Origin of the sequence: Streptomyces sp. NBC_00464 (genome assembly GCF_036013915.1) — a bacterium.
Classification (GTDB): Bacteria; Actinomycetota; Actinomycetes; order Streptomycetales; family Streptomycetaceae; genus Streptomyces.
The window spans coordinates 4,932,101-4,955,812 of sequence record NZ_CP107899.1 but is presented as its reverse complement, the minus strand read 5'-3'; the positions used below and the strand labels follow the sequence as shown (position 1 = coordinate 4,955,812).

Here is a 23,712-nt window from a genome sequence, read left to right as displayed (position 1 = left end):
AAAGGGCCGCGCGCGGAAACGCGCCACAAGTGACGACATTTGACCGGAGTTACAGAAGAAAAGACAGACCTTGACTTGAACATACCAAGTGCACTATGCAGGAGCGCGTTTCCGCTATCCGGACGATCGGCCCACGCCCGACCGGCGCGCCAACTGGCTCCACGGGCGCGCGACATGACTCCGTGCGCCCCCCGTGCAACGGTACCGTGGGTTAGGTGACGCTTACTACCCGTTCCTCTCGGGCATTCACCGTCGTAGAGTCACTTGACAGCGAGACCGTGTCGAGAGACCGCCCATCCGACGTCCCGAGGACGGATACCGCCATGCCGCGTCCCACTGCTGCACAGCTCTCCTACGGTTCGGTGACCGTCGTCTTCTCGACCCTCGCCATGCTGCTGCTGTCCCGGACCGAATCGGGCATCGGCATCGCCGTCATCGGCACGGCCGCGCTCGCGCTCGGTCTGCTGGTGGCCGTCACCGTTCCCCTGCCGGCGCGCAGGACCGCGAAAGCGGCGAGGACAAGGGCCGCGGTGTCCGTACACCGTGACACCGTCCCCGCCGCTGCCGAATCCGAGGGCCGCACCCTCGACCCCGTACAGAGCAGGATCCCGGCCGCACGTGCCGCATCGGAGCGGGTGGGCGAGCACTCGCTGCGGCACTGACGTCCGGCGCGGCCGGGGGGTGCCGACGCCCTCCCGGCGGTCCGTCAGTTGGTGACCACCACCACCGTCTTGGCCGCCTTGTCCTGCAGCCCCTGCTTGTACGGCTTGTCCGTGAACATCAGTACGATGTTGATCAGCCACCACAGGCAAGGGCAGCACAGCAGCGCCGGCACCCACAGCACCACGGCCCGCAGGAACGCACTGCCGGTGTCCGGCACCCTGCCGTCGTTCAGCATCGCGACACGCAGCTTCAGCAGCCGCTTGCCCAGGGTGCGGCCGTCCTTGTGCGTGAAGTACGTGTCGTACGCGACGTAGACCACCAGAGCGATCAGCGACCAGAGCAACTGATGCCCGCTGTAGGTCTGGGCGAAGACGTCGCTGACGTTGTCGTCGTTGTTGTTGTCCGACATCTCGACCGCGCCGCCCCAGGGCAGCGAGATCAGGTACAGCGGGATCGAGATGATCAGGAAGTCGATCAGCCGGGCCAGGATCCGCTTGCCGGGTTCGGCGAGCGGGGGCATGCCCGACAGCGGATCCGTTCCGCCGTACTGGCCGCCGCCGTACGGACCGGGGTCGTACGGCGGCGGTGGCGGCGCGCTGTCGTAGGGCGAGCCCGATGACGGCGGCGGCTGGGACCCGTGCGGCTTCTTGGAGAACGGGTCGTCCTCGGGCGGCTGACCGGACGTCGGCTGATCGTTGCTCATGCGGGCAGTGCACCCCGCCCCACGGGCGCCCGCAACGGCTCAGGTGCGTTCGGGGGAACGGATTCCGTCCGACGGCCCCTCACCCGAAGGGCCGTCAGCCGTACGGGTCGCTCCCCGCACCGCTTCCGTAGGCGCCGCCTCAGCCCGCGACGAAGGTGCGGGCCGCCTTGTCGTGCCAGCACTGGCGCCACGGCCGGTCGATCAGGCACCAGAGCACACTGACCACGCCGATGACGAGCAGGCCCAGCACCCCGTAGACCAGCCAGCGGCGCAGGGCGGCACCGAAGCCGGGCGCGTCGTGGGACTCGATATCCCGTACGTCGAGTCCGCAGAGCTTCTTGCCGAGCGTACGGCCCCACTTCGCGGTCGGCAGCGCCTCCAGGAGGACACCCAGCACCAGGAAGGCGCCGAGAACCACGCCGGCCAGCGAGGCCGTGGTGGAGTCCAGCAGCCAGACGGTGACCGTCTCGCCGGACAGCTTGGCCGCGTCGATCTTGTCGTTGATGTGGTCCGTCGCCCGGGCCGCGAGCGGCACGGAGACGGCGCCGACGAGCGCGCCGAGCACGACCGTGTCGATGAGCCGGGCGGCCAGCCGCTTGCCGAGCGGCGCCGGGCGGGCCGCCGTCCGGGCCGCGGCGAGCTGCTGGAAGTGGTCCTGGACCGGGGGCTTCCAGGGCACGACGGGCTGGTCGGGCTGCGGCGCGTGCGGGGACTGCTGGGACTGCTGCGGGAACGCGGGCTGTTGCTGCCGTACGGGTGCCTGCGGCCGCGGCCGCGCGCCCTGTTCGGGCCGGGCCGACTGATGGGCCTGCTGCGCCCAGGAGGCGGAGCCGCCGCCGGGGCCGGGCGTGAGGGGGCTGTTGAGCGCCGCGGGGGCCGGGGAGGGCGCGGGCTGCCGGGCAGGGGCCGGGGCGGGCGCAGAGGCGTGCGGGGCGGCCGTGGAGGGCGGTGTGGCGGATTGCGGGGCGGCGGGGCCGGCCGGTGCGGTGCCCGGGGTGATCGCACGGATCGTCAGCGTGCCGTCCTCGGGCGGCTGCTGGGCGTCGCGCGGGGCCGGTGTCCTGCCGCCCGGTCCCACGGCGCGCATCGTGACGGTGCCGTCGGCGGGCGGGCGCGGTGTTTCTCCGGTTCCGCCGCCGGGGCGGGCGGGGCGGCCGACCCGGATGGCGACGGTGTTCTCGGGGGCCTGGCCGCCGGCGTCGCGCATGCCCGGCAGTGCGCCGCGGGTGGGGTCCGCGGGTGCGGGGCGGCGCGGGTCGGCGGGGGCCCGGTCCGCGGGTGCGGTGGCTCCGGGGGGCGTTGTACCGCTCGCGGGCGTACGCGGATCGGCTTCCGCGGGCCCGTCCAGGGGTGCGGGCGTGCCGCCCCAGGAGACCCGCCGGTCGCGCTCGCCGCCGAAGCCGGCCTGCCGGGAGGCGTCGGCCTGCCAGGCGGTGGCGGGTTCGGGGCGGTTCCCCTCGTACGGCTCCTCGTCGAGGAAGAGCGGGCCGGTCTCGTCCACCGCGGCGGGTCCGGACGCGGGGGCGTGCGGTGCGTCCTCCTCTTCGGCGGGTGCGGTGGGCAGGGGTTCGCCCTGCTGCGGGGCGGGCCGGCTGGTGCCGGGCACCCACGAGGCGCCGTTCCAGTACCGGACGTATCCGGGAATGGACGGGTCGGGGTAGTACCCCTCGCGGGGGCTGTCGTCACCGGGTGCCGGGGTTGGGGCGCTCATCACCGTGGTCCCGTATCTCTTCGAGGCCTGGGACCGGACGGCGATGGGGGAACGACCGGTCCTCATACAAGGGTCCACATCTATCAGACAGCCGCCTGTCACCGGGCCGGTCCCGGTGTTTGGGCCACTTTCCGGTCCCTCCGAAATATTTTTCCCGAAGTCGCGTAATGGATGGCGGGGAGGGTGCTCTCTCCCTGTGCGGGCGGTCGTGCGACCGGCCCACAGGCATCGAAAGGACGCACCTCATGAACACCGTCGTGGAACGCGAGCTGGAGCTCAAGCTGGTCCTGTCGCCCGAGCGCAGCATCCCCGTGCCCGCCCGGCTGACGTATCGCACCGAGGACCCCTACGCCGTGCACATCACCTTCCACATCGGCTCGGACGCCCCCGTGCACTGGACGTTCGCCCGCGATCTGCTGGTCGAGGGGGTGTTCCGGCCGTGCGGGCACGGTGACGTACGGATCTGGCCCACCAAGGTCGAGGGGCGCAGCGTCATCTGCGTGGCGCTGACCTCGCCCGACGGCAACGCCCTGCTGGAGGTGCCGTCCGCCGCGGTGGCCACCTGGGTGGAGCGGACCCTGCACGCCGTCGCGCCGGGTACGGAGTCCGAGCGGCTCGGCATCGACGAGGCGCTGGCCGAGCTGCTCGCTCCGCTGCCGGCCGACGACCTGTGGATGAGCGACCCGTGGCCGTCGGACGAGTCGCAGGACGGTGAGGGTTGAGAGGGGCGGCCGGGGCGTCGGACGGCCGCTCAGAAGACCTTGCCCGGGTTGAGGAGACCCAGTGGGTCGAAGGCCTGCTTGATGCCCCGGTGCAGTTCCACGCTCACCTCGCCGAGTTCCCGGGCGAGCCACTCCTTCTTGAGTACGCCGACGCCGTGTTCGCCGGTGATGGTGCCGCCGAGTTCGAGGCCGAGCGCCATGATCTCGTCGAAGGACTCGCGGGCCCGCCGGGACTCGTCGGCGTCGGTGTGGTCGAAGCAGACGACGGGGTGGGTGTTGCCGTCGCCCGCGTGTGCGCAGACGCCGATGGTGAGGTCGTACTTCTCGGCGACGGCGGCCGTGCCTTCGAGCATGGCGCCGAGCTGCGAGCGCGGTACGCATACGTCGTCGATCATGGTCGCCGACTTGACGGTCTCCAGTGCGGTGAGCGACATGCGCCGGGCCTGGAGCAGCATTTCGGACTCGGCCGCGTCGTCGGCGGGGACGACTTCGGTGGCTCCGGCGGCGGTGCAGAGCTCGGCGACGGCGGCGAGGTCGGCGGAGGGGTCCGGCGTGTCGAAGGCGGCGAGCAGGAGTGCCTCGGTGGTGTCGGGGAGGCCCATGTTCGCCATCGCGTTGACGGCACGGACTGTTGTACGGTCCATCAGTTCGAGGAGTGACGGTGTGTGACCGCGTTCCATGATGCGGCAGACGGCGTCGCAGGCACTCGCCGCGCTGGGGAACTCGGCGGCCAGGACGAGTTGCTGCGGTGGCTGCGGCTTGAGCGCGAGCACGGCCTTGACGACGATGCCGAGGCTGCCCTCGGAGCCGACGAAGAGCCGGGTGAGGTCGTATCCGGCGACGCCTTTGGCGGTGCGGCGGCCGGTGGTGAGCAGGCGTCCGTCGGCGAGGACGACGTCGAGGCCCAGGACGTATTCGGCGGTGACCCCGTATTTCACGCAGCACAGGCCGCCGGACGCGGTGCCGATGTTGCCGCCGATGGTGCACATCTCCCAGCTGGAGGGGTCCGGCGGGTAGTACAGCCCGTGTTCGTTGACCGCCCGGGAGAGGACGGCGTTGATGACGCCCGGTTCCACGACGGCGATGCGGTCGACGGGGCTGATCTCCAGGATCCGGTCCATCTTCACCAGGGAGAGCACGATGCAGCCGTCCGAGGCGTTGGCCGCGCCGGACAGGCCCGTGCGGGCGCCCTGGGGGACGACCGGGACGCGCAACTGCGTGGCGGTGCGCATGATGTGCTGGACCTGCTCGACGGTGCGGGGAAGCGTGACGACGGCGGGGGTGCCCGCGTCGCAGAAGCTGGCCATGTCGTTGGCGTAGGTGGTGGTGATGTCCGGGTCGGTGATCAGGGCCTCGGCCGGCAGACCCGCACGCAGAAGTTCGAGAAGATCGTCCATGATCCAAGACTGGCACCCGGGCCCATTGGTGTGAACCCGTCTGCGGCAGCGTTCGCAAGGCGCGGTGTGATCTTCGTACTGACGCAGAGTGATCAGCATGGACGTCACGCCGCAGCAGACCCCGACGGCCCACGGGCCGGACCACGACCTGGACCTCGACCTCGAGACTCCCCCCACCGCGCCCTACGCGTCCCCGCCCGACCTCGCGTCCCTGGCCGAGCCGCCGCCCGCCTCGCTGCGCACGACCCTGCGCAGGGCCGCGTTCGGCGTGGTGGCGGGGGCGGTGCTGGTGACGGGTGCGGTGGTCGCGGTGCCCGACGACGACCAGGACGCACCGCCGCCGCTGCCGGGTCCGGTCTCGCGGGCGATGAGCGCGACGGCCGCGGGCTCCCCCGCCTCGCTCTCCGATCTGACGGCGCTCATCGGGGACCGGCAGAAGTGGGTGGGGACGCATCCGTCGGACGCCCGGTCGTGGGCGGTGCTCGGGTCGGCGTACGTGCAGTGGGGGCAGCGGGCCTCGGACGCGGCGTACTACGGCCGGGCCGAGCAGGCGCTGAAGCGGTCCCTGGACGTGCAGCCGGGCGAGCGGGGGAACGAGGCGGCCTGGGTGGGGCTCGCCTCGCTCGCCAACGCCCGGCACGATTTCGTGACGGCGAAGAAGTGGGGCGAGACGGTACGGTCCCGGCAGCCGAAGCAGTGGACGGTGTACCCGGAACTGATCGACGCGTACAACGGCCTGGGTGACTACAAGTCGGCGACGACGGCGGTGGAGAAGTACGCCGCGCTGCGGTCCGGTGTCCCGGCGCTGGGCCTGACGGCCCAGATGTACCGGGACCGGGGCTGGCGGGAGGACGCGCTGGCCACCGCGCAGGATGCCGCGAACCGGGCGAAGACGCCCGCGGAGAAGGCCGCCTGCCTGTCCCGGCTGGGCGAGCTGGCCTGGGAGCGCGGTGAGCCGCGGGAGGCGGTGGCCCAGTACGGGGCCGCTCTGCGCACCGATCCCGCCCATCACCCCTCCCTTGCCGGCCGGGCGCGCGCACTGGCGGCCCTCGGACGCACCGACGAGGCCCAGCGCGACTACCAGGCCGCTTTGACGAAGTCGCCGCGCCCGGCCTACATGCTGGAGCTGGGTGAGCTGTACGAGTCGCTCGGCCTGGACGGCGACTCGGTCAACCAGTACACGCAGTTGCGCAGGGCGCTGGCCCGTACGAAGGCGCAGGGCGTGGACGACTCCCTGCTCCTGGGCCGCTTCGAGGCCGCCCACGGCGATGCGGCCGCCGCCGTGGAGCTGCTGCGGGCGGAGTGGGGCCGCGGCCACCACAGCGCGGCGGTGGCCGACGCGCTGGGCTGGGCGCTGCACCGCTCGGGCGATCCGGACGCGGCGCTGGAGTACGCGGAGCAGGCGGTCGACTCGGGCGGTCAGAACGCGTCGTACGCGTATCACCTGGGCATGGTCCAGCGGGCGCTGAAGGACTTCGGTCCGGCCCGCCGCCATCTGGAGGAGGCCCTGCGCACCAACCCGCAGTTCTCGCCGCTGGACGCGCCCCGGGCGCAGGAGGCGCTGGACACGCTGGGGCTGCCTCCGGCGGGCGGTCCGCAGGACATGCAGCCGGCTGCGCCGCCGGTCCCGGAGCCGTCGCAGGAGGCGCAGCAGGCGCCGGCGCCCGCTGCCGAGCCGGAGCCCGGTCCGGTGGAGCCCGAGGCCCCGGCCGGGGAGGCGCCGGCTCCCGGTGAGGCGCCGGCCCCGGCGGCGGGTCCGCCGGGCCGGAAGGCGAAGCCGGCCGGCCCGAAGGCCGCAGCCGAAAAGGCCGGCGGCGCCGCGCACACCCCGGCGAAGCCGTCGGCGACGAAGTCACCGGCGGGCCGCTGAGGTCCCGCGTCGGTACATGCCGCGACGGGCGGGCCGGATGTCCGGCCCGCCCGTCGTGGTTTTCCCCGTCACGGTGGATCAGAGGTTGCCGCGCTTCTCCTGCTCGCGCTCGATCGCCTCGAACAGGGCCTTGAAGTTGCCCTTTCCGAAGCCCATCGAGCCGTGGCGCTCGATCATCTCGAAGAAGACCGTCGGCCGGTCCTGGACCGGCTTGGTGAAGATCTGCAGCAGGTAGCCGTCCTCGTCGCGGTCGACGAGGATCTTCTGCTCGCGCAGGGTCTCGACGGGCACCCGGGTCTCGCCCGCCCACTCGCCCAGGGTGTCGTAGTAGGAGTCCGGGGTGTCGAGGAACTGGACGCCGGCCGCGCGCATCGCCTTCACGGAGGCGACGATGTCGTTGGTGGCGAGCGCGATGTGCTGGACGCCGGCGCTGCCGTAGAACTCCAGGTACTCGTCGATCTGGGACTTCTTCTTCGCGACGGCGGGCTCGTTGATCGGGAACTTGACCTTGAGCGTGCCGTCGGCGACGACCTTGGACATGAGCGCGGAGTACTCGGTGGCGATGTCGTCGCCCACGAACTCCTTCATGTTGGTGAAGCCCATGACCTTGTTGTAGAAGGCGACCCACTCGTTCATCCGGCCGAGCTCGACGTTGCCGACGCAGTGGTCGACGGCCTGGAAGAACCGCTTGGCCGGGGGCTCGACGATCGGGTCGGCGGCGGCGAAGCCGGGGAGGTAGGGGCCTTCGTAGCCGGTGCGCTCGACGAGGGTGTGGCGGGTCTTGCCGTATGTGGCGATGGCGGCCAGGACGACGGTGCCGTGCTCGTCCTTCACCTCGTGCGGCTCGGTGAGGCCGAGGGCGCCGTGCTCGACGGCGTAGGCGTACGCGGCGCGGGCGTCGGGGACCTCGATGGCCAGGTCGACGACGCCGTCGCCGTGCTCGGCCACGTGGTCGGCGAGGAAGCGGCCGTGGTCCGTGGACGCCTTGATGACCGAGGTGAACACGAAGCGGGCGGAGCCGTTGGTGAGGACGTAACTCGCGGTCTCGCGGCTGCCGTTCTCCGGTCCGGAGTAGGCGACCAGCTTCATGCCGAAGGCCGTCGAGTAGTAGTGCGCCGCCTGCTTGGCGTTGCCGACGGCGAAGACGACCGCGTCCATTCCCTTGACCGGGAAGGGATCGGCCTGCCGGGCGGTGTCGGGGGTGCTGTGCATCGTCTCAGTCATGTCCGAAGCGTCCCGCCACTTCGCAAGGTGCGCAACAGTTCGCGAATTCACTGGGCAATATGCCCAGCACATCGCGATGATGGGCGGGCTATCTGTACATGATGACCATCACACCACGCCCGGAGGCCGGCCATGGCAATCGATCATCTCGACGGGCGGCTCATCGTCCTGCTGGCCCGCGAGCCCCGGATCGGGGTCCTGGAGGCCTCGCGCCGGCTCGGCGTGGCGCGCGGCACGGTGCAGGCGCGCCTGGACCGCCTTCAGTCGAATGGCGCCATTCGGGGCTTCGGTCCGGACGTGGACCCGGCGGCCCTCGGCTATCCCGTCACCGCCTTCGCGACGCTGGAGATCAAGCAGGGCCAAGGAGCCGACGTACGCGCCCACTTGGGCGGCGTACCGGAGGTGCTGGAGCTGCACACCACCACCGGGCACGGCGACATGCTGTGCCGGCTCGTGGCCCGTTCCAACGCCGATCTTCAGCGGGTGATCGACCGGGTTGTCGGATTTGATGGCATTGTCCGGGCCTCCACGGCCATCGTCATGGAGAACCCCGTACCCCTGCGCATCATCCCGCTCGTCGAGCAGGCCGCACAGGACACCGACTGAGCCGAGGAGTGACGTGTGAGCTTCTGGGAGTACCTGGCAAATCGGCACCAGCAGTTGCTCACCGACGCGTTCCAGCACGTCAGCGCCGTCTTCCAGTGCATGGTCATCGCCACCGTGCTCGGCGTACTGATCGGGGTGGTCAGCTATCGCAGCGGCTGGGGCTCCTCGGTGGCGATCACCTCGACGGCGACCGTCCTGACCATTCCGTCGCTCGCCGCGATCGGTCTGCTGATCCCGCTGGTCGGGCTCGGGGTGGCGCCGACGGTGATCACCCTGACGCTGTACGGGCTGCTGCCCATCGTCCGTAACTCCATCGTCGGACTGCGCGGCGTCGACCCGGCGCTGGTGGACGCGGCGAAGGGCATCGGGATGTCGCGGATCACCCGGCTCCGCAAGGTGGAACTGCCGCTCGCCTGGCCGCCGATCCTCACCGGCATCCGGGTCTCCACCCAGATGCTGATGGGCATCGCCGCCATCGCCGCGTACGCCTCCGGGCCCGGTCTCGGCAATGAGATCTTCCGCGGTATCGCCTCGCTGGGCAGTGCCAACGCGATCAATTCGGTGCTCGCGGGCACGCTCGGCATCGTCATCCTCGCCCTGCTCTTCGACGCCGCGTACGTGCTGCTGGGGCGGCTCACCATCCCGAGGGGGATCCGTGTCTGAGACCGCCGCAGAGACCGAACCGAAGCCGGCCGTCAACGCCACCTCCGGCGCGACCATCCAGCTGGAGGACCTGAGCAAGATCTATCCGGGCAACCCCAGCCCGGCCGTGGACAACGTCTCGATGGACATCAAGGCCGGCGAGACCGTCATCTTCGTGGGCCCGTCCGGCTGCGGGAAGTCCACCACCCTGAAGATGATCAACCGGCTGATCGAGCCGACCTCCGGCCGGATCAGGATCGGCGACGAGGACGTCACCGACATCGACCCGGTGAAGTTGCGCCGCAAGATCGGTTACGCGATCCAGTCGTCCGGGCTCTTCCCGCACATGACGGTCGCCGAGAACATCGCCCTCGTACCGAAGATGGTGGGCTGGTCGAAGTCGAAGGTGAAGGACCGGGTCGAGGAGATGCTCGATCTGGTCGGCCTGGACCCGCGCGAGTTCCACGGCCGCTATCCGCGCGCGCTCTCCGGAGGTCAGCAGCAACGCGTGGGCGTGGCACGGGCGCTGGCCGCGGATCCGCCGGTGCTGCTGATGGACGAGCCGTTCGGCGCCGTCGACCCGATCACCCGTGACCACCTCCAGGACGAGCTGATCCGGCTCCAGCACGAACTCCACAAGACGATCGTCTTCGTCACCCATGACTTCGACGAGGCGATCAAGCTGGGCGACCGGATCGCCGTGCTGCGCGAGCACTCGCACATCGCGCAGTTCGACACCCCGGAGGCCATTCTCACCAATCCGACGGACGACTTCGTCTCCGGTTTCGTCGGGGCGGGCGCGGCGCTGAAGCGGCTCAACCTCACGCGTGTGCGGGACGTGGAGATCGCCGAGTTCCCGACGGTGACGGTCGACGACCCGCTCCAGTCCATCTTCAACAAGCTGCGCAGCGGCCCGCACAACGAGCTGCTGATGCTGGACCGCAGGAACCGTCCGTACAAGTGGCTGCGGCGCGGCGACCTGATGCGGGCCCGCGGTTCGCTGGCGCGGGCCGGGCAGCTGGTGCACGACACGGTGACCAGGGACGCGACGCTGCACGACGCGCTGGAGGCGGTGCTGACCGACAGCGGCGGGCGGGTCGCGGTGACCGGGCGGCGCGGGGAGTTCATCGGGGTCGTCGACATGGCCACGCTGATGAACTCCGTGCACGAACTCCTGGAGGCCGACCGGCTCACCGCCATCGAGCACCAGCACGACCTGGAGGAGCTGCGCACCCACCAGACCGTCCAGGAGCTGGAGGGCGGTGCGGGCGCATGACTCCCCAGTCTCCGACCGGCCCCCGCTCCTCCGGGCCGGTCCCCGCGTCCGACCGGGACCGGCCGCCGGGCGAACACGACGTCAAGGGCCTCGCCTTCCACGACGAGGAGCAGGAACCGGCCCCGCCACCGGCCGGGCCGCCGCGCCGCCTCACCTGGCGCAAGCTCGTGGTGGTGCCGGCCGCGCTCGCGGTGGTGCTGGTCATCACGTACGTATGGATCACCAACGTCGAACTCGACTCGATCGCGGAGAACTCCCTGGCCGGCGACACGGTCCAGCTGCGGTGGTGGCAGCACGTCAGGCTGACGGCCATCTCGACGTTCTGGGTGCTGATCATCGCCATTCCGCTGGGCATCGCCCTGACCCGGCGCGGTCTGAGCAAGGCCGCTCCGGTGGTCACCGCGATCGCCAACATCGGGCAGGCGACCCCGGCGATCGGCCTGCTGGCGCTCCTGGTGATCTGGCTGGGCATCGGCCCGTCGACGGCGATCACCGGCATGGTGATCTACGCGGTGCTGCCGGTGCTCTCCAACACGGTCGCCGGACTGAAGGCGATCGAACCGACGCTGGTGGAGGCCTCGCGCGGCATCGGCATGTCGGCGATGGGCACGCTGCGGAAGGTCGAACTCCCCCTCGCCGTACCGCTGATCCTGGCGGGTGTGCGTACCGCGCTGGTGCTCAACGTGGGCACGGCGACGCTGGCGACGTTCGGCGGTGGCGGCGGGCTCGGCGACCTGATCACCTCCGGCATCCAGACGCAGCGCATGCCGGTGCTGGTGCTCGGTTCCGTGCTGACGGTGGTGCTGGCGCTGCTGGTGGACTGGCTGGCCTCGCTCGTCGAAGTGGCGCTGACACCGCGAGGACTGGAGGTGGAGCGATGAGGACGCGACGCGTGCGTACGGCCCTGGCGGGCGCGGCCGCCCTGGCCCTCGTCCTGGCGGGGTGCGGGCTGAAGAGCGGCTCCCCGATGGTGGACGACGTGGTGCCGGGGCCGTCCGTACAGGGGCAGCCGCTGCAGGGCGCCTCGCTGACCGTCACCTCGAAGAACTTCAGCGAGAACATCATCCTGGGCCAGATGATCGGCCTGATCTTCAAGGCCGCGGGGGCCGAGGTCCTGGACCGCACGAACCTGCCCGGCTCGATCAGTGCGCGCGAGGCGATCATCCAGGGCGACGCGGACGCGATGTACGAGTACACGGGCACCGGCTGGATCACTTACCTGGGCCACGCGAAACCGATCACCGACCCGCTGGAGCAGTGGGAGGCGGTGCGCGACGCGGACCGGAAGAACGGGGTGACGTGGCTGCCGCAGTCCACCCTGAACAACACCTACGCGCTCGCCATCAGCAAGAAGAACAACGCGAAGTACCACCTGAAGACGCTCTCCGACGTCGCCGCGCTGTCGAAGAAGAACCCCTCGGCGGTGACGATCTGCGTGGAGAACGAGTTCGCCTCGCGCAACGACGGACTGCCCGGGATGGAGAAGGCGTACGGGATGTCGATCCCGGCCGCCAACATCAAGAAGATGGACGCGGGAATCATCTACACCCAGGTGTCGAAGTCCGACTCCTGTCTGCTGGGCGAGGTGTTCACCACGGACGGCCGCATCAAGGCGATGGACCTCGATGTGCTGACGGACAACAAGCACTTCTTCCCCAACTACAACGCGGCGCCCGTCATCCACTCCGCGACCTTCGACAAGTACCCGGTGATCGCCGACCTGCTGGACCCGCTCAGCGCACGGCTGACCACGGAGGTCGCGCAGGTGCTGAACGCCAAGGTGGACGTCGACGGGGAGGACCCGCACGAGGTGGCGAAGGAGTGGCTGATCCAGGAGGGGTTCATCGAGGAGGGGTGACCCCGCCGAAGTTACAAAGAAAATGTTGCAAAGACTCGTTGCAAAGCTCTCTTTGTAACTCTATGGTTGGGGCATGCCAAAGAAAGAGCCCGACGACAGGTCCGCGACCGCACCGGATCCGCAGGTCCTCAGCATCAACGCCCGGACCCTGCGCGGACTCGCCCATCCCTTGCGTATCCGGCTGCTCAACACCCTGCGGGAGTTCGGACCCGCCACCGCATCCGGTCTCGCCGAGCGGCTCGGGGAGTCCAGCGGCGCCACCAGCTACCACCTGCGGCAGCTCGCCGCATACGGCTTCGTCGAGGACGATCCGACGCTCGGCAAGGGCCGCGAGCGCTGGTGGCGGGCCGTGCACGCCGGCGCCTCCTTCGATCCCGAGCTGCTGTACGACGCCGACCCCGAGGTGCGCGGCGCCATGGACGTCGTACTCCACGAGGTCGCGACGGTGCACGCGCAGCAACTGAGCACCTGGCTCGGCACGATGCACGAATGGCCCAGGGAGTGGCTCGAGAGCTCGGACCTCAGCGACTTCAAGGTGCGGCTCACCCCCGAGCTCTCCAGGGAACTCGCCGACAAGATCCACGAGTTGGTCAACAGCTACCGCGGCCGCGTCCCCGAGGACACCGAGGGCTCCGCCGTCGTCCGCACCCACCTGCACGTCTTCCCGCGCCCCACCGACTGAAGGGACCACCACGCCATGCATCCCGAGACGCACCTCGAACTGCACCGCATCCGTTCCACCGAACTGCGCGACCAGGCGCGCGACTTCCGCCTCACCCGCCGCCGCGCCCCGCGCAAGGTCCTCCGTACCCGACTGGGCTGGACCATGGTCGAGATGGGTCTGCGCCTGATACCCGCCGGGGCCACCCTGCAGTCCGGCGCCCCTCGAACGGCGTAACCGTGGGCGGGGGGAAGAACAAACCGGGCCGGCTGCCACTCATCGCGGTACTGTCCGCCAACTCAATATCCACAGCAGGGACTTCACTCACCCTGATCGGCGTACCGTGGTTCGTCCTCGAAACCACGGGAAGCGCCGGACGGGCCGGACTCGTCGCCTTCTGCGCGACCCTGCCGATCGTCGTCTCCGCACTGATCGGCGGGCCCGTCATCGACCGGATCGGCCGGCGCCGGGTGGCCATCGGCTCGGACACGGTGTGCGGACTCGCCGTCGCCGCAGTGCCGTTGCTGTACTACGCCGACGCGCTCGCCTTCTGGATGCTCTGCGCCCTGATGGCACTCAACGGGCTCGCCCACACCCCGGGCAACACCGCGCGCTACGTCCTCGTACCCGACCTGGCCGAACACGCGGGCACCACGCTCGCCCGCGCCGCCAGCCTCTTCGACGCGGTGTCGCGCGGGGCCCGGATGGTCGGGGCGGCCCTGGCCGGCGTACTGATCGCACTGGTCGGCGCGGAGACCGTGCTGCTGCTGGACGCGGCGACCTTCCTGGTCTCGGCCGCGCTGATCGCGGCGGGAGTGCGGGGCGTGCGCGCGGCGGAACCGGTCAAGGACGCGGCGCCCGTCTCACTGCCCACCTACCGGCGCGAACTGCGCGAGGGCTACGCCTACTTGTTCGGCAACCGGCTGCTGCTCGGCGTCGTGGTGATGGTCCTGTTCATGAACGGCACCGACCAGGGGTGGAACGCCGTCCTGCTCCCGGTGCACGCCTCCGCCGAGCTGGGCGGGGCACGCGATCTCGGACTGCTCACCGCGCTGTTCGGGGCGGGCGGACTGACCGGGGCGCTGCTGTACGGGGCCGTGGGGCACCGATACGCGCGGCGGACCGTGTTCACCGTGTGCGTGGTGCTGTGCGGGGCGCCGAGGTTCCTCGTCGCCGCGCTGACCGGTACGACACTCCCCCTCGCCGTGACCATGGTGCTGAGCGGGATCGCGGGCGGGGTCCTGAACCCGATCCTGACGACGGTGATCTACGGGAGCGTCCCCGACGTGCTGCGCAGCCGGGTCTCCGGTGCGATCACCGCGGGGTGCGAGCTGGCCATGCCGGTGGGCGGGCTCGCGGCCGGCCTGCTGGTGGAGAGCGCGGGCGCCACGGGTGCGCTGCTGGCGATGGGGGCGGTGTACCTGATCGCGACGCTGAGCCCGCTGGTCTTCCCGGCCTGGCGGACGATGGACGACACGCCGTCCGGGGAGCCCGGCGAGCGTGCGGCGGACCCGGTCAGCAGCTCGGGATCTTCCCTCCGTGATCCAGCGCCCGCAGCGAGGACACCGCGCCCTTCAGAGTCGTGACCGGGATCAGCCGGAGCCCCTTCGGCAGTTCGGACTTCGCTTCCTTGCACTCGTCCTCCGGTACGAGGAAGACGGTCGCCCCGTCCCGCCGGGCCGCCTGCGTCTTGAGCGAGACGCCGCCGACCGCGCCGACCTCGCCGTCCGCCTGGATGGTGCCCGTACCGGCGATGGTCCGGCCGCCGGTGAGGTCGCCGCCGGAGCCGTCGCCGTCGAGCTTGTCGACGATGCCGAGCGCGAAGAACAGGCCGGCGCTGGGACCGCCCACGTCGGCGAGGTGCAGGGTCACGTCGACCGAGCCGGGCTTCTTGCCGAGGTAGTTCAGGGCGGCGTCGACCGCGGAGTCCTGCGACTCCACCATGTCGTCGAGGTTGTGCTTCTCGATCTCCTTCTCGGAGCCGCCGGACGGGTAGACGGAGTCGCGCGGCATGACCGCCCGGTCCGTACGGAACCAGCTGTCGATCACGTCACCGACCCCGACATCGGCTTCGGGCCCGGTGGCCACGATCGTCGTCATCCGCAGCTGGCCCTTGGTGGGCCGGGTGGGGGTGCCCTCGATGCTGATCACCGGGGTGCCGTGGTCGTCGCCGAGCACATTCGCGGTCGTACCCGGCTGCGCCAGCGTGAACGGCAGCGGCGCGAAGGCGGCGACACCGAAGAGGGCGAGGACCGGGAGGGCGCACAGGGCGAGGGTGCGGGGGCGCGAGCGACGTGTGAACACCCACCCAATCTAACGGTCCGGGTGCGCTGTGGGTCTCGGCCCCACCAGTGGCGGGGTTCCGTCCTCAATCGCCGGACGGGCTTGGGTGCGGGTCCCCCGCGGGGCGCTTCACCCGGTGGGTGGGGGTGGGGGCCCTCCGGGGAGACTCCTCAAAAATGGCGTGTGCACCCGACGACGAACAGACACCCGGGTCGTACGCCATTTTCTGCGGGGACTCCCCTGCACGCCCCCACCCGGTCTCGGTCGCGTCTGCACGCCGGCGAAACGACTGTCGCAGACGCGCGACGGCCGGGGCCGGGGCCGTGCAGGGGAGTCCCCGCAGGACGACGAACAGATACCCGGGTCCATCACGTACCCGCGGAACGTTCGTCGTTTGAGGAGACGCCCCGGAGGGGCCCCGGACCCCCACCCACGGTGGTGGCGCACCCCGCAACGCGGAGCACCCGCACCACCAAGCCCGTCCGGCGATTGAGGACGGAACCCCGCACCAAGGACCGGGGCAAGGGACACGCTGCCGCCCGCCCAAGGGCCCCGCCCCGCTAGCGAAGCGCGTCCGCGACCTCGCGCGCGGCGTCCACCACCCGGGGCCCCACCCGTTCCGGCACCGCGTCCGCGAGCATCACCACACCGACGCTGCCCTCGACCCCCGTCACCCCCATCAGCGCGGCCGCGGCTCCGCTGGCCCCCGCTTCGAGCTCGCCGTGGGTGAGGGTGAAGGCCGTCTCGCCCACCGGCTTCTGCCGTGCGGCGAGGATCGCCCGGCCCGCGGCACCCCGGTCCAGGGGGTGGCGGAAGCCGGCCCGGTAGGCCACGTGGTAGTCCGTCCAGGTCGGTTCGACGACCGCGACCGCCAGCGCGTCCGAGCCGTCGACCAGGGTGAGGTGGGCCGTGGCCCCGATGTCCTCGGCCAGGGACCGCAGTGCGGGCAGCGCGGCCTCCCGTACGAGCGGATGCACCTGGCGGCCCAGGCGCAGCACGCCCAGGCCGACTCTCGCCCGGCCGCCCAAGTCTCGGCGGATCAGGGTGTGTTGTTCCAGGGTGGCGAGCAGACGGTAGACCACGGTGCGGTTGACGCCGAGTTTGTTGGACAACTCGGTGACCGTCAGGCCGTGGTCGGTGTCGGCAAGCAGTTTGAGGACACGCAGTCCTCGGTCGAGCGTCTGGGAGGTCTCCGCGGTCACGACGCCCTCTCCCTCTTTGGTGAGCGGCGGCGGCTGTTCCCACGGATTGTGCGTCACCGGTCCCAGCGGCGACGCACGGAGAGGCCGCCGGCCTGGCCAGGCACCGGCTGCGCTCCGCGGCGGCGTTGCCACGGGGCGTTCACATTTTTGGGACAGTAGCGAGCCAGTCCGCTCAGCGGAAGACCTCGTCCAGAATCCGGGCGCTTGCGGAAACGCGGTTGTGCCGAGCGAGCATAAGTGCCGGTCAGCGGGGCGTCGGCCGAACGGCGCGCATCTACGCGCGTCCATGTCGGCCGACTCCCCCGCGACGCTCCGTACACCGGATGTGAACCGGCGTTAACTCACCGTGAACAATTGCTGGACAGTTTTTCCGTTCACGAGTACCTCGCAGGCCCTGATCGCCTTCGTCGCCGGGTCCCGGACGGTGAAGTTGAGGGCGAACGTGCCGTCGAGTCCGATGACGCGGGTGACGTAGGAGTCGGCGGTCTGCTTACCGTCCGCGGTGCGTCCGGTGACGGACACCGTGGCGACGGGTGCGAAGCCCCGCCCGGTCACCTGGACGACCGTGCCGGGCGGCCCTTCGGGCGGTGAGAGCGCGAAGGAGGCCCCGGTGGGGGCGGTGCCGTCCTGGACGGTGAAGGCGGCCGTCTCGGTGCGCGGGTTGACGAGGACCTCGCGGACCCTGAGGGCGACGGTGTCGGCCGCGTTGACGGTGAAGGTCTGCGAGAACGCCCCGTCGAGGCCGACCACCTTGGTGCGCACCGAGTCGGAGGTCTGCGAGCCGTCCGCCCGCAGCCCGATGATCGACACGGTCGCCACCTTCGCGAAGCCCTGGCCGAGAACGGTGACCGCGGTGCCCCTGGGTCCGGCGGCCGGGGTGAGGACGACGAAGGTCGGGGCGACGGTCAGCTGGGTGAGGGCCTGTTGTCCGCCTGCGGTGACCTGGAGGGCGTAGACGCCGCGGGCGGTGGATCCGGCGGCGGTGACCGTACCGGAGAGGGTGCCGTCGGCGGCGATCCGCAGGGTGGAGCCGCTGATCCCGGCCGGGGCGCAGCCGCTGCCGTCGGTCGCGCACAGGGCGGCGGTGGGGGTGACGCCGGAGGGCCAGCCGGAGCCGGAGACGCTGATCGTGCCGCCCGGTTTGACCTTGGCCGCGCCTGCGGAGAGCGTCGCGGTGGCCTCGGTCACGGTGAACGGTGTGGTCAGTACGGTCGCCGGGTCGTTGGCCTCGTCGACCTGGATCGAGGCGATCGCCGGGTCGGAGACGGTGAAGTCGACGGAGAACGTGCCGTCGGGGCGGCTCTTCACATAGACGGCCGTGTCGTCGAGCGTCGCTCCGGTCGCGTCGAGGCCGACGGTGTTGATCCACCGGTCCTGGTAGTAGTCACTGCCGGTGACGGCGATGACGCTGCCGACGGGTCCGCTGCCGCGGGACAGGGCGATCGCGCGGGGCCCCTTGGGGACGAAGGCCGTGACGGTCAGGGGTGCGGTCGCCTCCTTCGTACCGTCGCCGACCTTCACGAGGTACGAGCCGTTCGGCACCGTGCCGGCCGCGGCGAGTACGGCGCTGCCGGTCAGCTGTCCGGAGCCGTTGATCGCGAGGGAGCTGCTCGCGAACTTCCCGGTGTCGCAGCCTCCGCCGTCCGTCGCGCAGAGCGACGGCACGGGGGTGGCGCCCACGGTCCAGCGGCTGCCCGACAGGGCGACCGAGGTGGACGGCTTGACCGCTGTGGTGGGGGCGATGAGCGTGGCCGGCTGGCCGGCGCTGCCCTCCGCGGTCACGGTGCCGATGGGGCCGCCGCCCGCGATGACCTCGCAGGTCGTCGTGTAGTTGGAGCCGAGCACCTTCGTGCGGGTGATGTTGCGCAGCGGGGTGAAGGTGATCGGGCCGCTCGCGTTGGCGGGGATGAGGAAGTCCCCTTCGTACGGCGGGATCTCGATCGGCTTCCCGGACGGGACGTCGAGGGAGACCTCGGGTCCGGTGACGGTGACCGTGCCGGTGGCGCCGCCGGACATGGCGAGGTCGACGCTCGGGGTGGTGGGCACGTCGTTGAGGCCGATTCCGCTGGTGGCGGGGGACGGGCCGAGCGCCACCTTCGCGTGGACCTTGCCGCCGGGGTCGACGACGTCGGGCGTGAGCTCGATGCTGAACTGCTGGGGCCCGGTCGCCTCTCCCTGGCCGGCGGGCAGGGTGCAGTGGACGGTCGGGGTGATGGTGCCGGCGTGGGCGAGGGGGGCGAACGCGACGGTTCCCCCGGTCCACGCGAGTAAGGCTCCGGCGCCGAGCGCGACGGCGCGGCGCCAGGCCGGGCGGCCCGGCCTTCCGGTGGGTCTGCGATGCGCGAACATGCGGCTCCTCCAAAGGAAACGGAATGCGACTGGTCCGAATGCGGAATGGGCGACGCCCGCCTGCTCCATTGCTGTACGGAACAGACGGGCGTCGTCGGTGCTTTCCCTGCCGACCCTTTACAACAGGGTCAGGGTCAGGGTGGCGCTGTAATCTCCGGGCCGGGTGAATTCGGGAACCGTGAGGGCGAGACCCGCCTCGGCGTCGAACTTTCCGCCGGTGAACGGACGTGATCCGTCCGGATTCATCCGGCAGAGGCTCGCCGCCTCGCTCCCGAGCACGGTGGGTGATCCGGCGACCGGCGCCCCCACGCTCCCGTCCTGTGCCGTGCAGGCCGGCGCCCACCGCACCGCACCGGCCGGGATGGTGCTCCCGTCGGGGCTCGTGAAGCCGGTGAGGGTGGCGGTCAGGGACCAGCCGCTGTTGACGCCGCGGGCGTCCTGCACCTCCACCCGGTTGAGGTGGGCCCGCTGCACACCGCTGCCCTCGCCCAGGACCGTCGTACCGAAGTCGACGGTGTCGCCGTCCTGGGTCATGGACAGTGTTCCCGCCCTGACCTGGGTGCTCACCTGCTGCTCGGCCGTGCTGCCGCCCCCGCCGCCACCGGTGGTGACGGTGAACGGGGCGGTGCGTACGGTCGCCGGGTCATTGCCCTCGTCCGCCTGGACGGCGGCGACGGCGTCGGAGATGACGGTGAACTCGACGGCGAAGGTGCCGTCCGCTCCGCTCTTCGCGTAGACCGCGCTGTCGTCGAGCGTGGTGCCCGAGGCGTCGAGGCCGATGACGTTGATCCAGCGGTCCGGGTTGTAGTTCCGGCCACTGACGGTGATGACGCTGCCGACCGGACCGCTGTCGGACGACAGCGTGATCTCCCGGTTGCCGGCCGCGACGGCTTCGACAGTGAGGGGGGCGGTGGCCTCCTTGGTGCCGTCGTTGACCTTCACTTCGTAACTGCCGTCGGGCACGGCTCCGGCCTCGCCGAGGGTCGCGGTGCCGGTGAGTGTGCCGTAGGAGTCGATCCTCAGGGTGTGGGCCGTGAACTTCAGCGGGTCACAGCCGCCACCGCCCACCGCGCACAGCGAGGGCACGGGTGCGGCATCCGGGGTCCATCCCGAACCGCCCAGCTTCACCGCGGTGTTCGGACGCACGGGGTCGGCGGGAGCGGTCAGCGTGGCGGGCTCGGAAGCGGAGCCCTCCGCGGTGACGGTGCCGATGGAACCGCCGCCGCCGACGACGTCGCAGGGTGTCTCGAAGACCGATCCGAACACCTTGGTCTGCGTCAGCGTACGGATCGGAGCGAACGAGATCTCACCCGAGGCGTCCGCCGGAACCAGGAAGTCTCCTTCGTACGTCGGGATCTCGATGTGCGTCTCGGCCGGGACGTCCATCGAGAACTCGGCGCCCCGCACGGTGACGGTTCCGGTCGCCCCGCCGGACATCGCGAGGTCGAGACTGGGGATCGTCGGCACGTCCTTCAGCTCGATGGCGCTGGTGGCCGGGGACGGTCCTAGCGTCACCGTCGCGTGCACCTTTCCACCGGGTTCGACGACGGCCGGCGACAGTTCGACGGTCATCTCCTGCGGCCCGGTCGCCTCCCCCTGCCCCGCGGGCAGGACGCAGTGCACGTCCGGGGTCACCGTCCCGGCGGCGGCGGCCGGATCGGGCGGGGACGGTGCGGCCGTCGCCCCGACGCAGCCCAGTGACAGTACGAAGCAGGCCGCGAGCAGACCGGTCACACCGGGTCTTCGTCGTCGGATCACCTGACACCCCTTCATGGACCATTGATTGCGCACATTGAGGAGGTCACGTGCAGAGAAGTCAAGAGAGACCGAATTGATCCTTTCGGAAATGCCCGAAAAGCATTTCCACAGGCGTTTCCCGCACATCTGTTGACATCTTCGAAGATCACCGTTTCACTGCGACCGACATGCCGGGCCCGGCACGCAGATCCGCACATACGGCACAGAGATTGAGTACAGCGCGTGCAGCGAATCCGCGTAATGCAACCGGAAGGAGTTCCAACCGTCATGTCGATCTCTTCGAACCACGCGTCGGCCCGAAGACGCCTCCCGCTGATCCTGGCGACGGCGTGTTCGACCGGCGCCCTGCTCGCCCTGTCGTCCCCGACGGCCTTCGCAGTGGCCCCGGCCACCGCGACCGCCACCTTCGACTGCGGCTCCTGGGGCAGTGGCAGCGCCACCCTGACCGCCGCCGACAACGGCACCACCAAGTCCATCAAGCTCAATTCGTCGGCGATCACGATGCCGGTCGGTACGAGTGCCGACCCGAACAGCATCACGACGACGCTCAAGGCCACCAAGACCTCGGGCGGCGTCACCAGTCAGGTCCAGTTCTCCGCCAAGGCCAACCCGGGTATGACCTACCCCAATCCGATCACCCTGGGGCCGCTGAAGCTCAGCTCCGGCACTCTGGCGGCCGGCGACAGCACCAACTCCGTGGTGCTGTCCCCGCCCGCGACCGCCACCAACTGGTCACTGCTGATCGTGACCTCGTCCCCGACGTCCGCCACCGTGCAGTGTGTGACGACGTCCGTCCAGTCCGCTCCGTTCGTCTGGTAGCGGCCCGCGCATGACGCCGGCCCGGGGCGGGAACCGCTGTCCCCGCCCCGGGCCGGTGCGCCGCATGCCCCCGCCGGCTCACGTCATACGGGTGGCCCACTCCTGGACCTTCTTGATGCGCTGCTCGATCTGCCCGGCCGTGGCCTCCGCGCTCGGCGGCCCGCCGCACACCCGGCGCAGCTCGGTGTGGATGACTCCGTGCGGCTTGCCGCTCTGGTGCGTGTAGGCCGACACCATCGTGTTCAGCTGCTTGCGCAGTCCCAGCAGCTGCTTGTGCGTGACCACCGGCCGGTCCTCGGCCGGCTTCTCCAGCAGGTCCGCCTCCGAGGCCGGCTTCTGCCGGCTGTGCGCGATCTGCCGGGTCTGCCGCTTCTGGAGCAGCAGCTGCACCTGGTCGGGTTCGAGCAGCCCGGGGATGCCGAGGTAGTCCTGCTCCTCCTCGCTGCCCGGGTGTGCCTGCATGCCGAACTCGGCACCGTCGTACAGCACCCGGTCGAAGACCGCGTCGGACTCCAGCGCCTCGAAGGGCAGCTGTTCCTCGGTCTCCTCGTCCTCCAGCTTCTCGGCGTCGGCGAGGAGCTTGTCCTCCTCGGAGAACGGGTTCTCCTCGTCGCTGCCCTTCTTGGGCTTGTCGAGGACGTGGTCCCGCTCGACCTCCATCTCGTTCGCGAAGTCGAGGAGCATCGGGATCGTCGGTACGAAGACGGACGCGGTCTCACCGCGCCTGCGGGAGCGCACGAAGCGGCCGACGGCCTGGGCGAAGAAGAGGGGCGTCGAGATGGTGGTCGCGTACACGCCGACGGCCAGACGTGGCACGTCGACGCCCTCCGACACCATCCGGACCGCGACCATCCAGCGCGATCCGTCCTCGGTGAACGAGTCGATCTTCTTCGACGCGGCCTTCTCGTCGGAGAGGACGACGGTGGGCTTCTCTCCGGTCACCTTCTTGAGGATCTTGGCGTACTCGCGCGCCGACTCCTGGTCGGTGGCGATGACGAGCCCGCCCGCGTCCGGGATGCCCTTGCGGACCTCGGTCAGCCGCTTGTCGGCGGCGCTGAGGACGTTGGGGATCCAGTCCCCGGTGGGCGACAGCGCGGTGCGCCAGGCCTGCCCGATGGCGTCCTTGGTCATCGGCTCGCCGAGCCGGGCGGCGATCTCGTCACCGGCCTTGGTGCGCCAGCGCATGTTGCCGCTGTAGCTGAGGAAGATCACGGGGCGGACGACGCCGTCGGCGAGCGCGTTGCCGTAGCCGTAGGTGTAGTCGGCGGAGGACCGCCGGATCCCGTCGTTGCCCTCCTCGTACGCGACGAAGGGGATCGGGTTGGTGTCGGAGCGGAACGGCGTGCCGGTGAGGGCGAGCCGGCGGGTCGCCGGGTCGAACGCCTCCTGGCAGGCCTCGCCCCAGGACTTCGAGTCACCGGCGTGGTGGATCTCGTCGAGGATCACCAGGGTCTTGCGCTGCTCGCACCGGTTGCGGTGCAGCATCGGGCGGACGCCGACGCCCGCGTACGTGACCGCTACCCCGTGGTACTCCTTGCTCACGGGGCCGGCGCTGTACTCGGGGTCGAGCTTGATCCCTATCCGGGCGGCCGCCTCCGCCCACTGCTTCTTCAGGTGTTCGGTGGGGGCGACGACGGTGATCTGCTGCACGACGTGGTGGTGGAGCAGCCATGAGGCGAGGGTCAGCGCGAAGGTGGTCTTCCCGGCGCCGGGGGTCGCGACCGCGAGGAAGTCGCGCGGCTGCTCCTGGATGTACCTCTCGAGGGCGCCCTGCTGCCAGGCTCGCAGCTTGCCGGCCGTGCCCCAGGGGGCGCGGCCGGGAAAGGCGGGTGAGAGGTGGTGGGAGGCGGTAGTAGTCACGGTCTCCGGTTCGGGTCTCTCGGGTACGTGTGGGGCTGTCCGCACGGACCGGGACGGGCCCGTACGCGATACGACAACCGGGCCACCTTACCGGGGGGCGGGGCGGAA

21 protein-coding genes are annotated in these 23,712 nt (G+C 70.7%); 12 read left to right on the top strand and 9 right to left on the bottom strand.

What is annotated here, in order from left to right; translation table 11 throughout:
* Nucleotides 1-323 precede the first annotated feature (323 nt).
* Entirely contained in the window at nucleotides 324-662 is a 339-nt protein-coding gene (locus OG912_RS22270; RefSeq protein WP_327710943.1) for a hypothetical protein, read from the top strand.
* Between the two features lie 44 nt (nucleotides 663-706).
* Here OG912_RS22270 and OG912_RS22265 read toward each other — a convergent pair whose 3' ends face one another.
* Entirely contained in the window at nucleotides 707-1,366 is a 660-nt protein-coding gene (locus tag OG912_RS22265) for an RDD family protein (protein WP_327710942.1), read from the bottom strand.
* A 139-nt stretch (nucleotides 1,367-1,505) separates the two neighbouring features.
* Nucleotides 1,506-3,077: an RDD family protein gene (locus tag OG912_RS22260; protein WP_327710941.1), complete on the bottom strand. Its 1,572-nt coding sequence runs from the start codon at nucleotides 3,075-3,077 to the stop codon at nucleotides 1,506-1,508.
* Between the two features lie 245 nt (nucleotides 3,078-3,322).
* Between OG912_RS22260 and OG912_RS22255 the strand changes: the two genes are divergently transcribed.
* Entirely contained in the window at nucleotides 3,323-3,799 is a 477-nt protein-coding gene (locus OG912_RS22255; RefSeq protein WP_326736427.1) for an SsgA family sporulation/cell division regulator, read from the top strand.
* Between the two features lie 29 nt (nucleotides 3,800-3,828).
* Here the strand turns inward: OG912_RS22255 and OG912_RS22250 are convergent, their stop codons facing one another.
* A complete protein-coding gene (locus tag OG912_RS22250; protein ID WP_327710940.1) occupies nucleotides 3,829-5,196 on the bottom strand; it encodes an FAD-binding oxidoreductase in 1,368 nt (455 codons plus the stop codon).
* 97 nt (nucleotides 5,197-5,293) lie between these two features.
* On the opposite strand from OG912_RS22250, the gene OG912_RS22245 reads away from it, so the two are divergent.
* Nucleotides 5,294-7,066: a tetratricopeptide repeat protein gene (locus tag OG912_RS22245; protein WP_327710939.1), complete on the top strand. Its 1,773-nt coding sequence runs from the start codon at nucleotides 5,294-5,296 to the stop codon at nucleotides 7,064-7,066.
* 78 nt (nucleotides 7,067-7,144) lie between these two features.
* On the opposite strand, the gene hppD is transcribed toward OG912_RS22245, so the two are convergent.
* Entirely contained in the window at nucleotides 7,145-8,290 is a 1,146-nt protein-coding gene (hppD, locus tag OG912_RS22240) for a 4-hydroxyphenylpyruvate dioxygenase (RefSeq protein ID WP_326736430.1), read from the bottom strand.
* A gap of 132 nt (nucleotides 8,291-8,422) precedes the next feature.
* On the opposite strand from hppD, the gene OG912_RS22235 reads away from it, so the two are divergent.
* The 8 genes from OG912_RS22235 to OG912_RS22200 all read left to right on the top strand — a co-directional run bounded on the left by OG912_RS22235 (nucleotide 8,423) and on the right by OG912_RS22200 (nucleotide 14,919).
* Nucleotides 8,423-8,896 (top strand): Lrp/AsnC family transcriptional regulator, encoded by a 474-nt coding sequence (locus tag OG912_RS22235; RefSeq protein ID WP_326736431.1) that lies wholly within the window; start codon nucleotides 8,423-8,425, stop codon nucleotides 8,894-8,896.
* Nucleotides 8,897-8,911: 15 nt separating this feature from the next.
* Nucleotides 8,912-9,559 (top strand): ABC transporter permease, encoded by a 648-nt coding sequence (locus OG912_RS22230; protein ID WP_327710938.1) that lies wholly within the window; start codon nucleotides 8,912-8,914, stop codon nucleotides 9,557-9,559.
* Nucleotides 9,552-10,814: a betaine/proline/choline family ABC transporter ATP-binding protein gene (locus tag OG912_RS22225; protein WP_327710937.1), complete on the top strand. Its 1,263-nt coding sequence runs from the start codon at nucleotides 9,552-9,554 to the stop codon at nucleotides 10,812-10,814. Before OG912_RS22230 ends, OG912_RS22225 begins: the two co-directional genes overlap by 8 nt.
* Complete coding sequence (locus OG912_RS22220) at nucleotides 10,811-11,695, top strand: ABC transporter permease (RefSeq protein ID WP_327710936.1); 885 nt, start codon at nucleotides 10,811-10,813, stop codon at nucleotides 11,693-11,695. The genes OG912_RS22225 and OG912_RS22220 overlap by 4 nt, the downstream gene beginning before the upstream one ends.
* Nucleotides 11,692-12,672 carry a glycine betaine ABC transporter substrate-binding protein gene (locus tag OG912_RS22215; RefSeq protein WP_327710935.1) on the top strand — a complete coding sequence of 327 codons (981 nt, stop codon included), beginning with the start codon at nucleotides 11,692-11,694 and terminating at the stop codon, nucleotides 12,670-12,672. Before OG912_RS22220 ends, OG912_RS22215 begins: the two co-directional genes overlap by 4 nt.
* A 73-nt stretch (nucleotides 12,673-12,745) precedes the next feature.
* The gene (locus tag OG912_RS22210) at nucleotides 12,746-13,354 is read left to right on the top strand and encodes an ArsR/SmtB family transcription factor (protein ID WP_327710934.1); all 609 of its coding nucleotides are present in this window, start codon (nucleotides 12,746-12,748) and stop codon (nucleotides 13,352-13,354) included.
* 15 nt (nucleotides 13,355-13,369) lie between these two features.
* Complete coding sequence (locus OG912_RS22205; protein WP_327710933.1) at nucleotides 13,370-13,570, top strand: hypothetical protein; 201 nt, start codon at nucleotides 13,370-13,372, stop codon at nucleotides 13,568-13,570.
* 2 nt (nucleotides 13,571-13,572) lie between these two features.
* Nucleotides 13,573-14,919: an MFS transporter gene (locus OG912_RS22200; protein WP_327710932.1), complete on the top strand. Its 1,347-nt coding sequence runs from the start codon at nucleotides 13,573-13,575 to the stop codon at nucleotides 14,917-14,919.
* Here the strand turns inward: OG912_RS22200 and OG912_RS22195 are convergent.
* The 4 genes from OG912_RS22195 to OG912_RS22180 form a co-directional block, all read right to left on the bottom strand.
* Nucleotides 14,849-15,637, bottom strand: a complete 789-nt coding sequence (locus tag OG912_RS22195; RefSeq protein WP_327710931.1) for a YlbL family protein — start codon at nucleotides 15,635-15,637, stop codon at nucleotides 14,849-14,851. The genes OG912_RS22200 and OG912_RS22195 overlap by 71 nt on opposite strands.
* A 539-nt stretch (nucleotides 15,638-16,176) precedes the next feature.
* Nucleotides 16,177-16,818 (bottom strand): IclR family transcriptional regulator, encoded by a 642-nt coding sequence (locus OG912_RS22190; protein ID WP_266779352.1) that lies wholly within the window; start codon nucleotides 16,816-16,818, stop codon nucleotides 16,177-16,179.
* Nucleotides 16,819-17,154: 336 nt separating this feature from the next.
* On the bottom strand, nucleotides 17,155-19,167 hold the full coding sequence (locus tag OG912_RS22185; RefSeq protein WP_327710930.1) for a hypothetical protein: 2,013 nt from the start codon (nucleotides 19,165-19,167) through the stop codon (nucleotides 17,155-17,157).
* 117 nt (nucleotides 19,168-19,284) lie between these two features.
* Nucleotides 19,285-20,925 (bottom strand): hypothetical protein, encoded by a 1,641-nt coding sequence (locus OG912_RS22180; protein ID WP_327710929.1) that lies wholly within the window; start codon nucleotides 20,923-20,925, stop codon nucleotides 19,285-19,287.
* Between the two features lie 267 nt (nucleotides 20,926-21,192).
* Between OG912_RS22180 and OG912_RS22175 the strand changes: the two genes are divergently transcribed.
* Complete coding sequence (locus OG912_RS22175; protein ID WP_327710928.1) at nucleotides 21,193-21,744, top strand: hypothetical protein; 552 nt, start codon at nucleotides 21,193-21,195, stop codon at nucleotides 21,742-21,744.
* Between the two features lie 78 nt (nucleotides 21,745-21,822).
* On the opposite strand, the gene OG912_RS22170 is transcribed toward OG912_RS22175, so the two are convergent.
* Entirely contained in the window at nucleotides 21,823-23,604 is a 1,782-nt protein-coding gene (locus OG912_RS22170; RefSeq protein WP_327710927.1) for a DEAD/DEAH box helicase, read from the bottom strand.
* Nucleotides 23,605-23,712 lie beyond the last annotated feature (108 nt).

Bases quoted from the DNA above. Each gene is read 5' to 3' on its own strand.
- OG912_RS22270 (WP_327710943.1), top strand. From the start codon at position 324: ATGCCGCGTCCCACTGCTGCACAGCTCTCCTACGGTTCGGTGACCGTC.
- OG912_RS22265 (WP_327710942.1), bottom strand. From the start codon at position 1,366: ATGAGCAACGATCAGCCGACGTCCGGTCAGCCGCCCGAGGACGACCCG.
- OG912_RS22260 (WP_327710941.1), bottom strand. From the start codon at position 3,077: ATGAGCGCCCCAACCCCGGCACCCGGTGACGACAGCCCCCGCGAGGGG.
- OG912_RS22255 (WP_326736427.1), top strand. From the start codon at position 3,323: ATGAACACCGTCGTGGAACGCGAGCTGGAGCTCAAGCTGGTCCTGTCG.
- OG912_RS22250 (WP_327710940.1), bottom strand. From the start codon at position 5,196: ATGGACGATCTTCTCGAACTTCTGCGTGCGGGTCTGCCGGCCGAGGCC.
- OG912_RS22245 (WP_327710939.1), top strand. From the start codon at position 5,294: ATGGACGTCACGCCGCAGCAGACCCCGACGGCCCACGGGCCGGACCAC.
- hppD (WP_326736430.1), bottom strand. From the start codon at position 8,290: ATGACTGAGACGATGCACAGCACCCCCGACACCGCCCGGCAGGCCGAT.
- OG912_RS22235 (WP_326736431.1), top strand. From the start codon at position 8,423: ATGGCAATCGATCATCTCGACGGGCGGCTCATCGTCCTGCTGGCCCGC.
- OG912_RS22220 (WP_327710936.1), top strand. From the start codon at position 10,811: ATGACTCCCCAGTCTCCGACCGGCCCCCGCTCCTCCGGGCCGGTCCCC.
- OG912_RS22215 (WP_327710935.1), top strand. From the start codon at position 11,692: ATGAGGACGCGACGCGTGCGTACGGCCCTGGCGGGCGCGGCCGCCCTG.
- OG912_RS22210 (WP_327710934.1), top strand. From the start codon at position 12,746: ATGCCAAAGAAAGAGCCCGACGACAGGTCCGCGACCGCACCGGATCCG.
- OG912_RS22205 (WP_327710933.1), top strand. From the start codon at position 13,370: ATGCATCCCGAGACGCACCTCGAACTGCACCGCATCCGTTCCACCGAA.
- OG912_RS22185 (WP_327710930.1), bottom strand. From the start codon at position 19,167: ATGTTCGCGCATCGCAGACCCACCGGAAGGCCGGGCCGCCCGGCCTGG.
- OG912_RS22175 (WP_327710928.1), top strand. From the start codon at position 21,193: ATGTCGATCTCTTCGAACCACGCGTCGGCCCGAAGACGCCTCCCGCTG.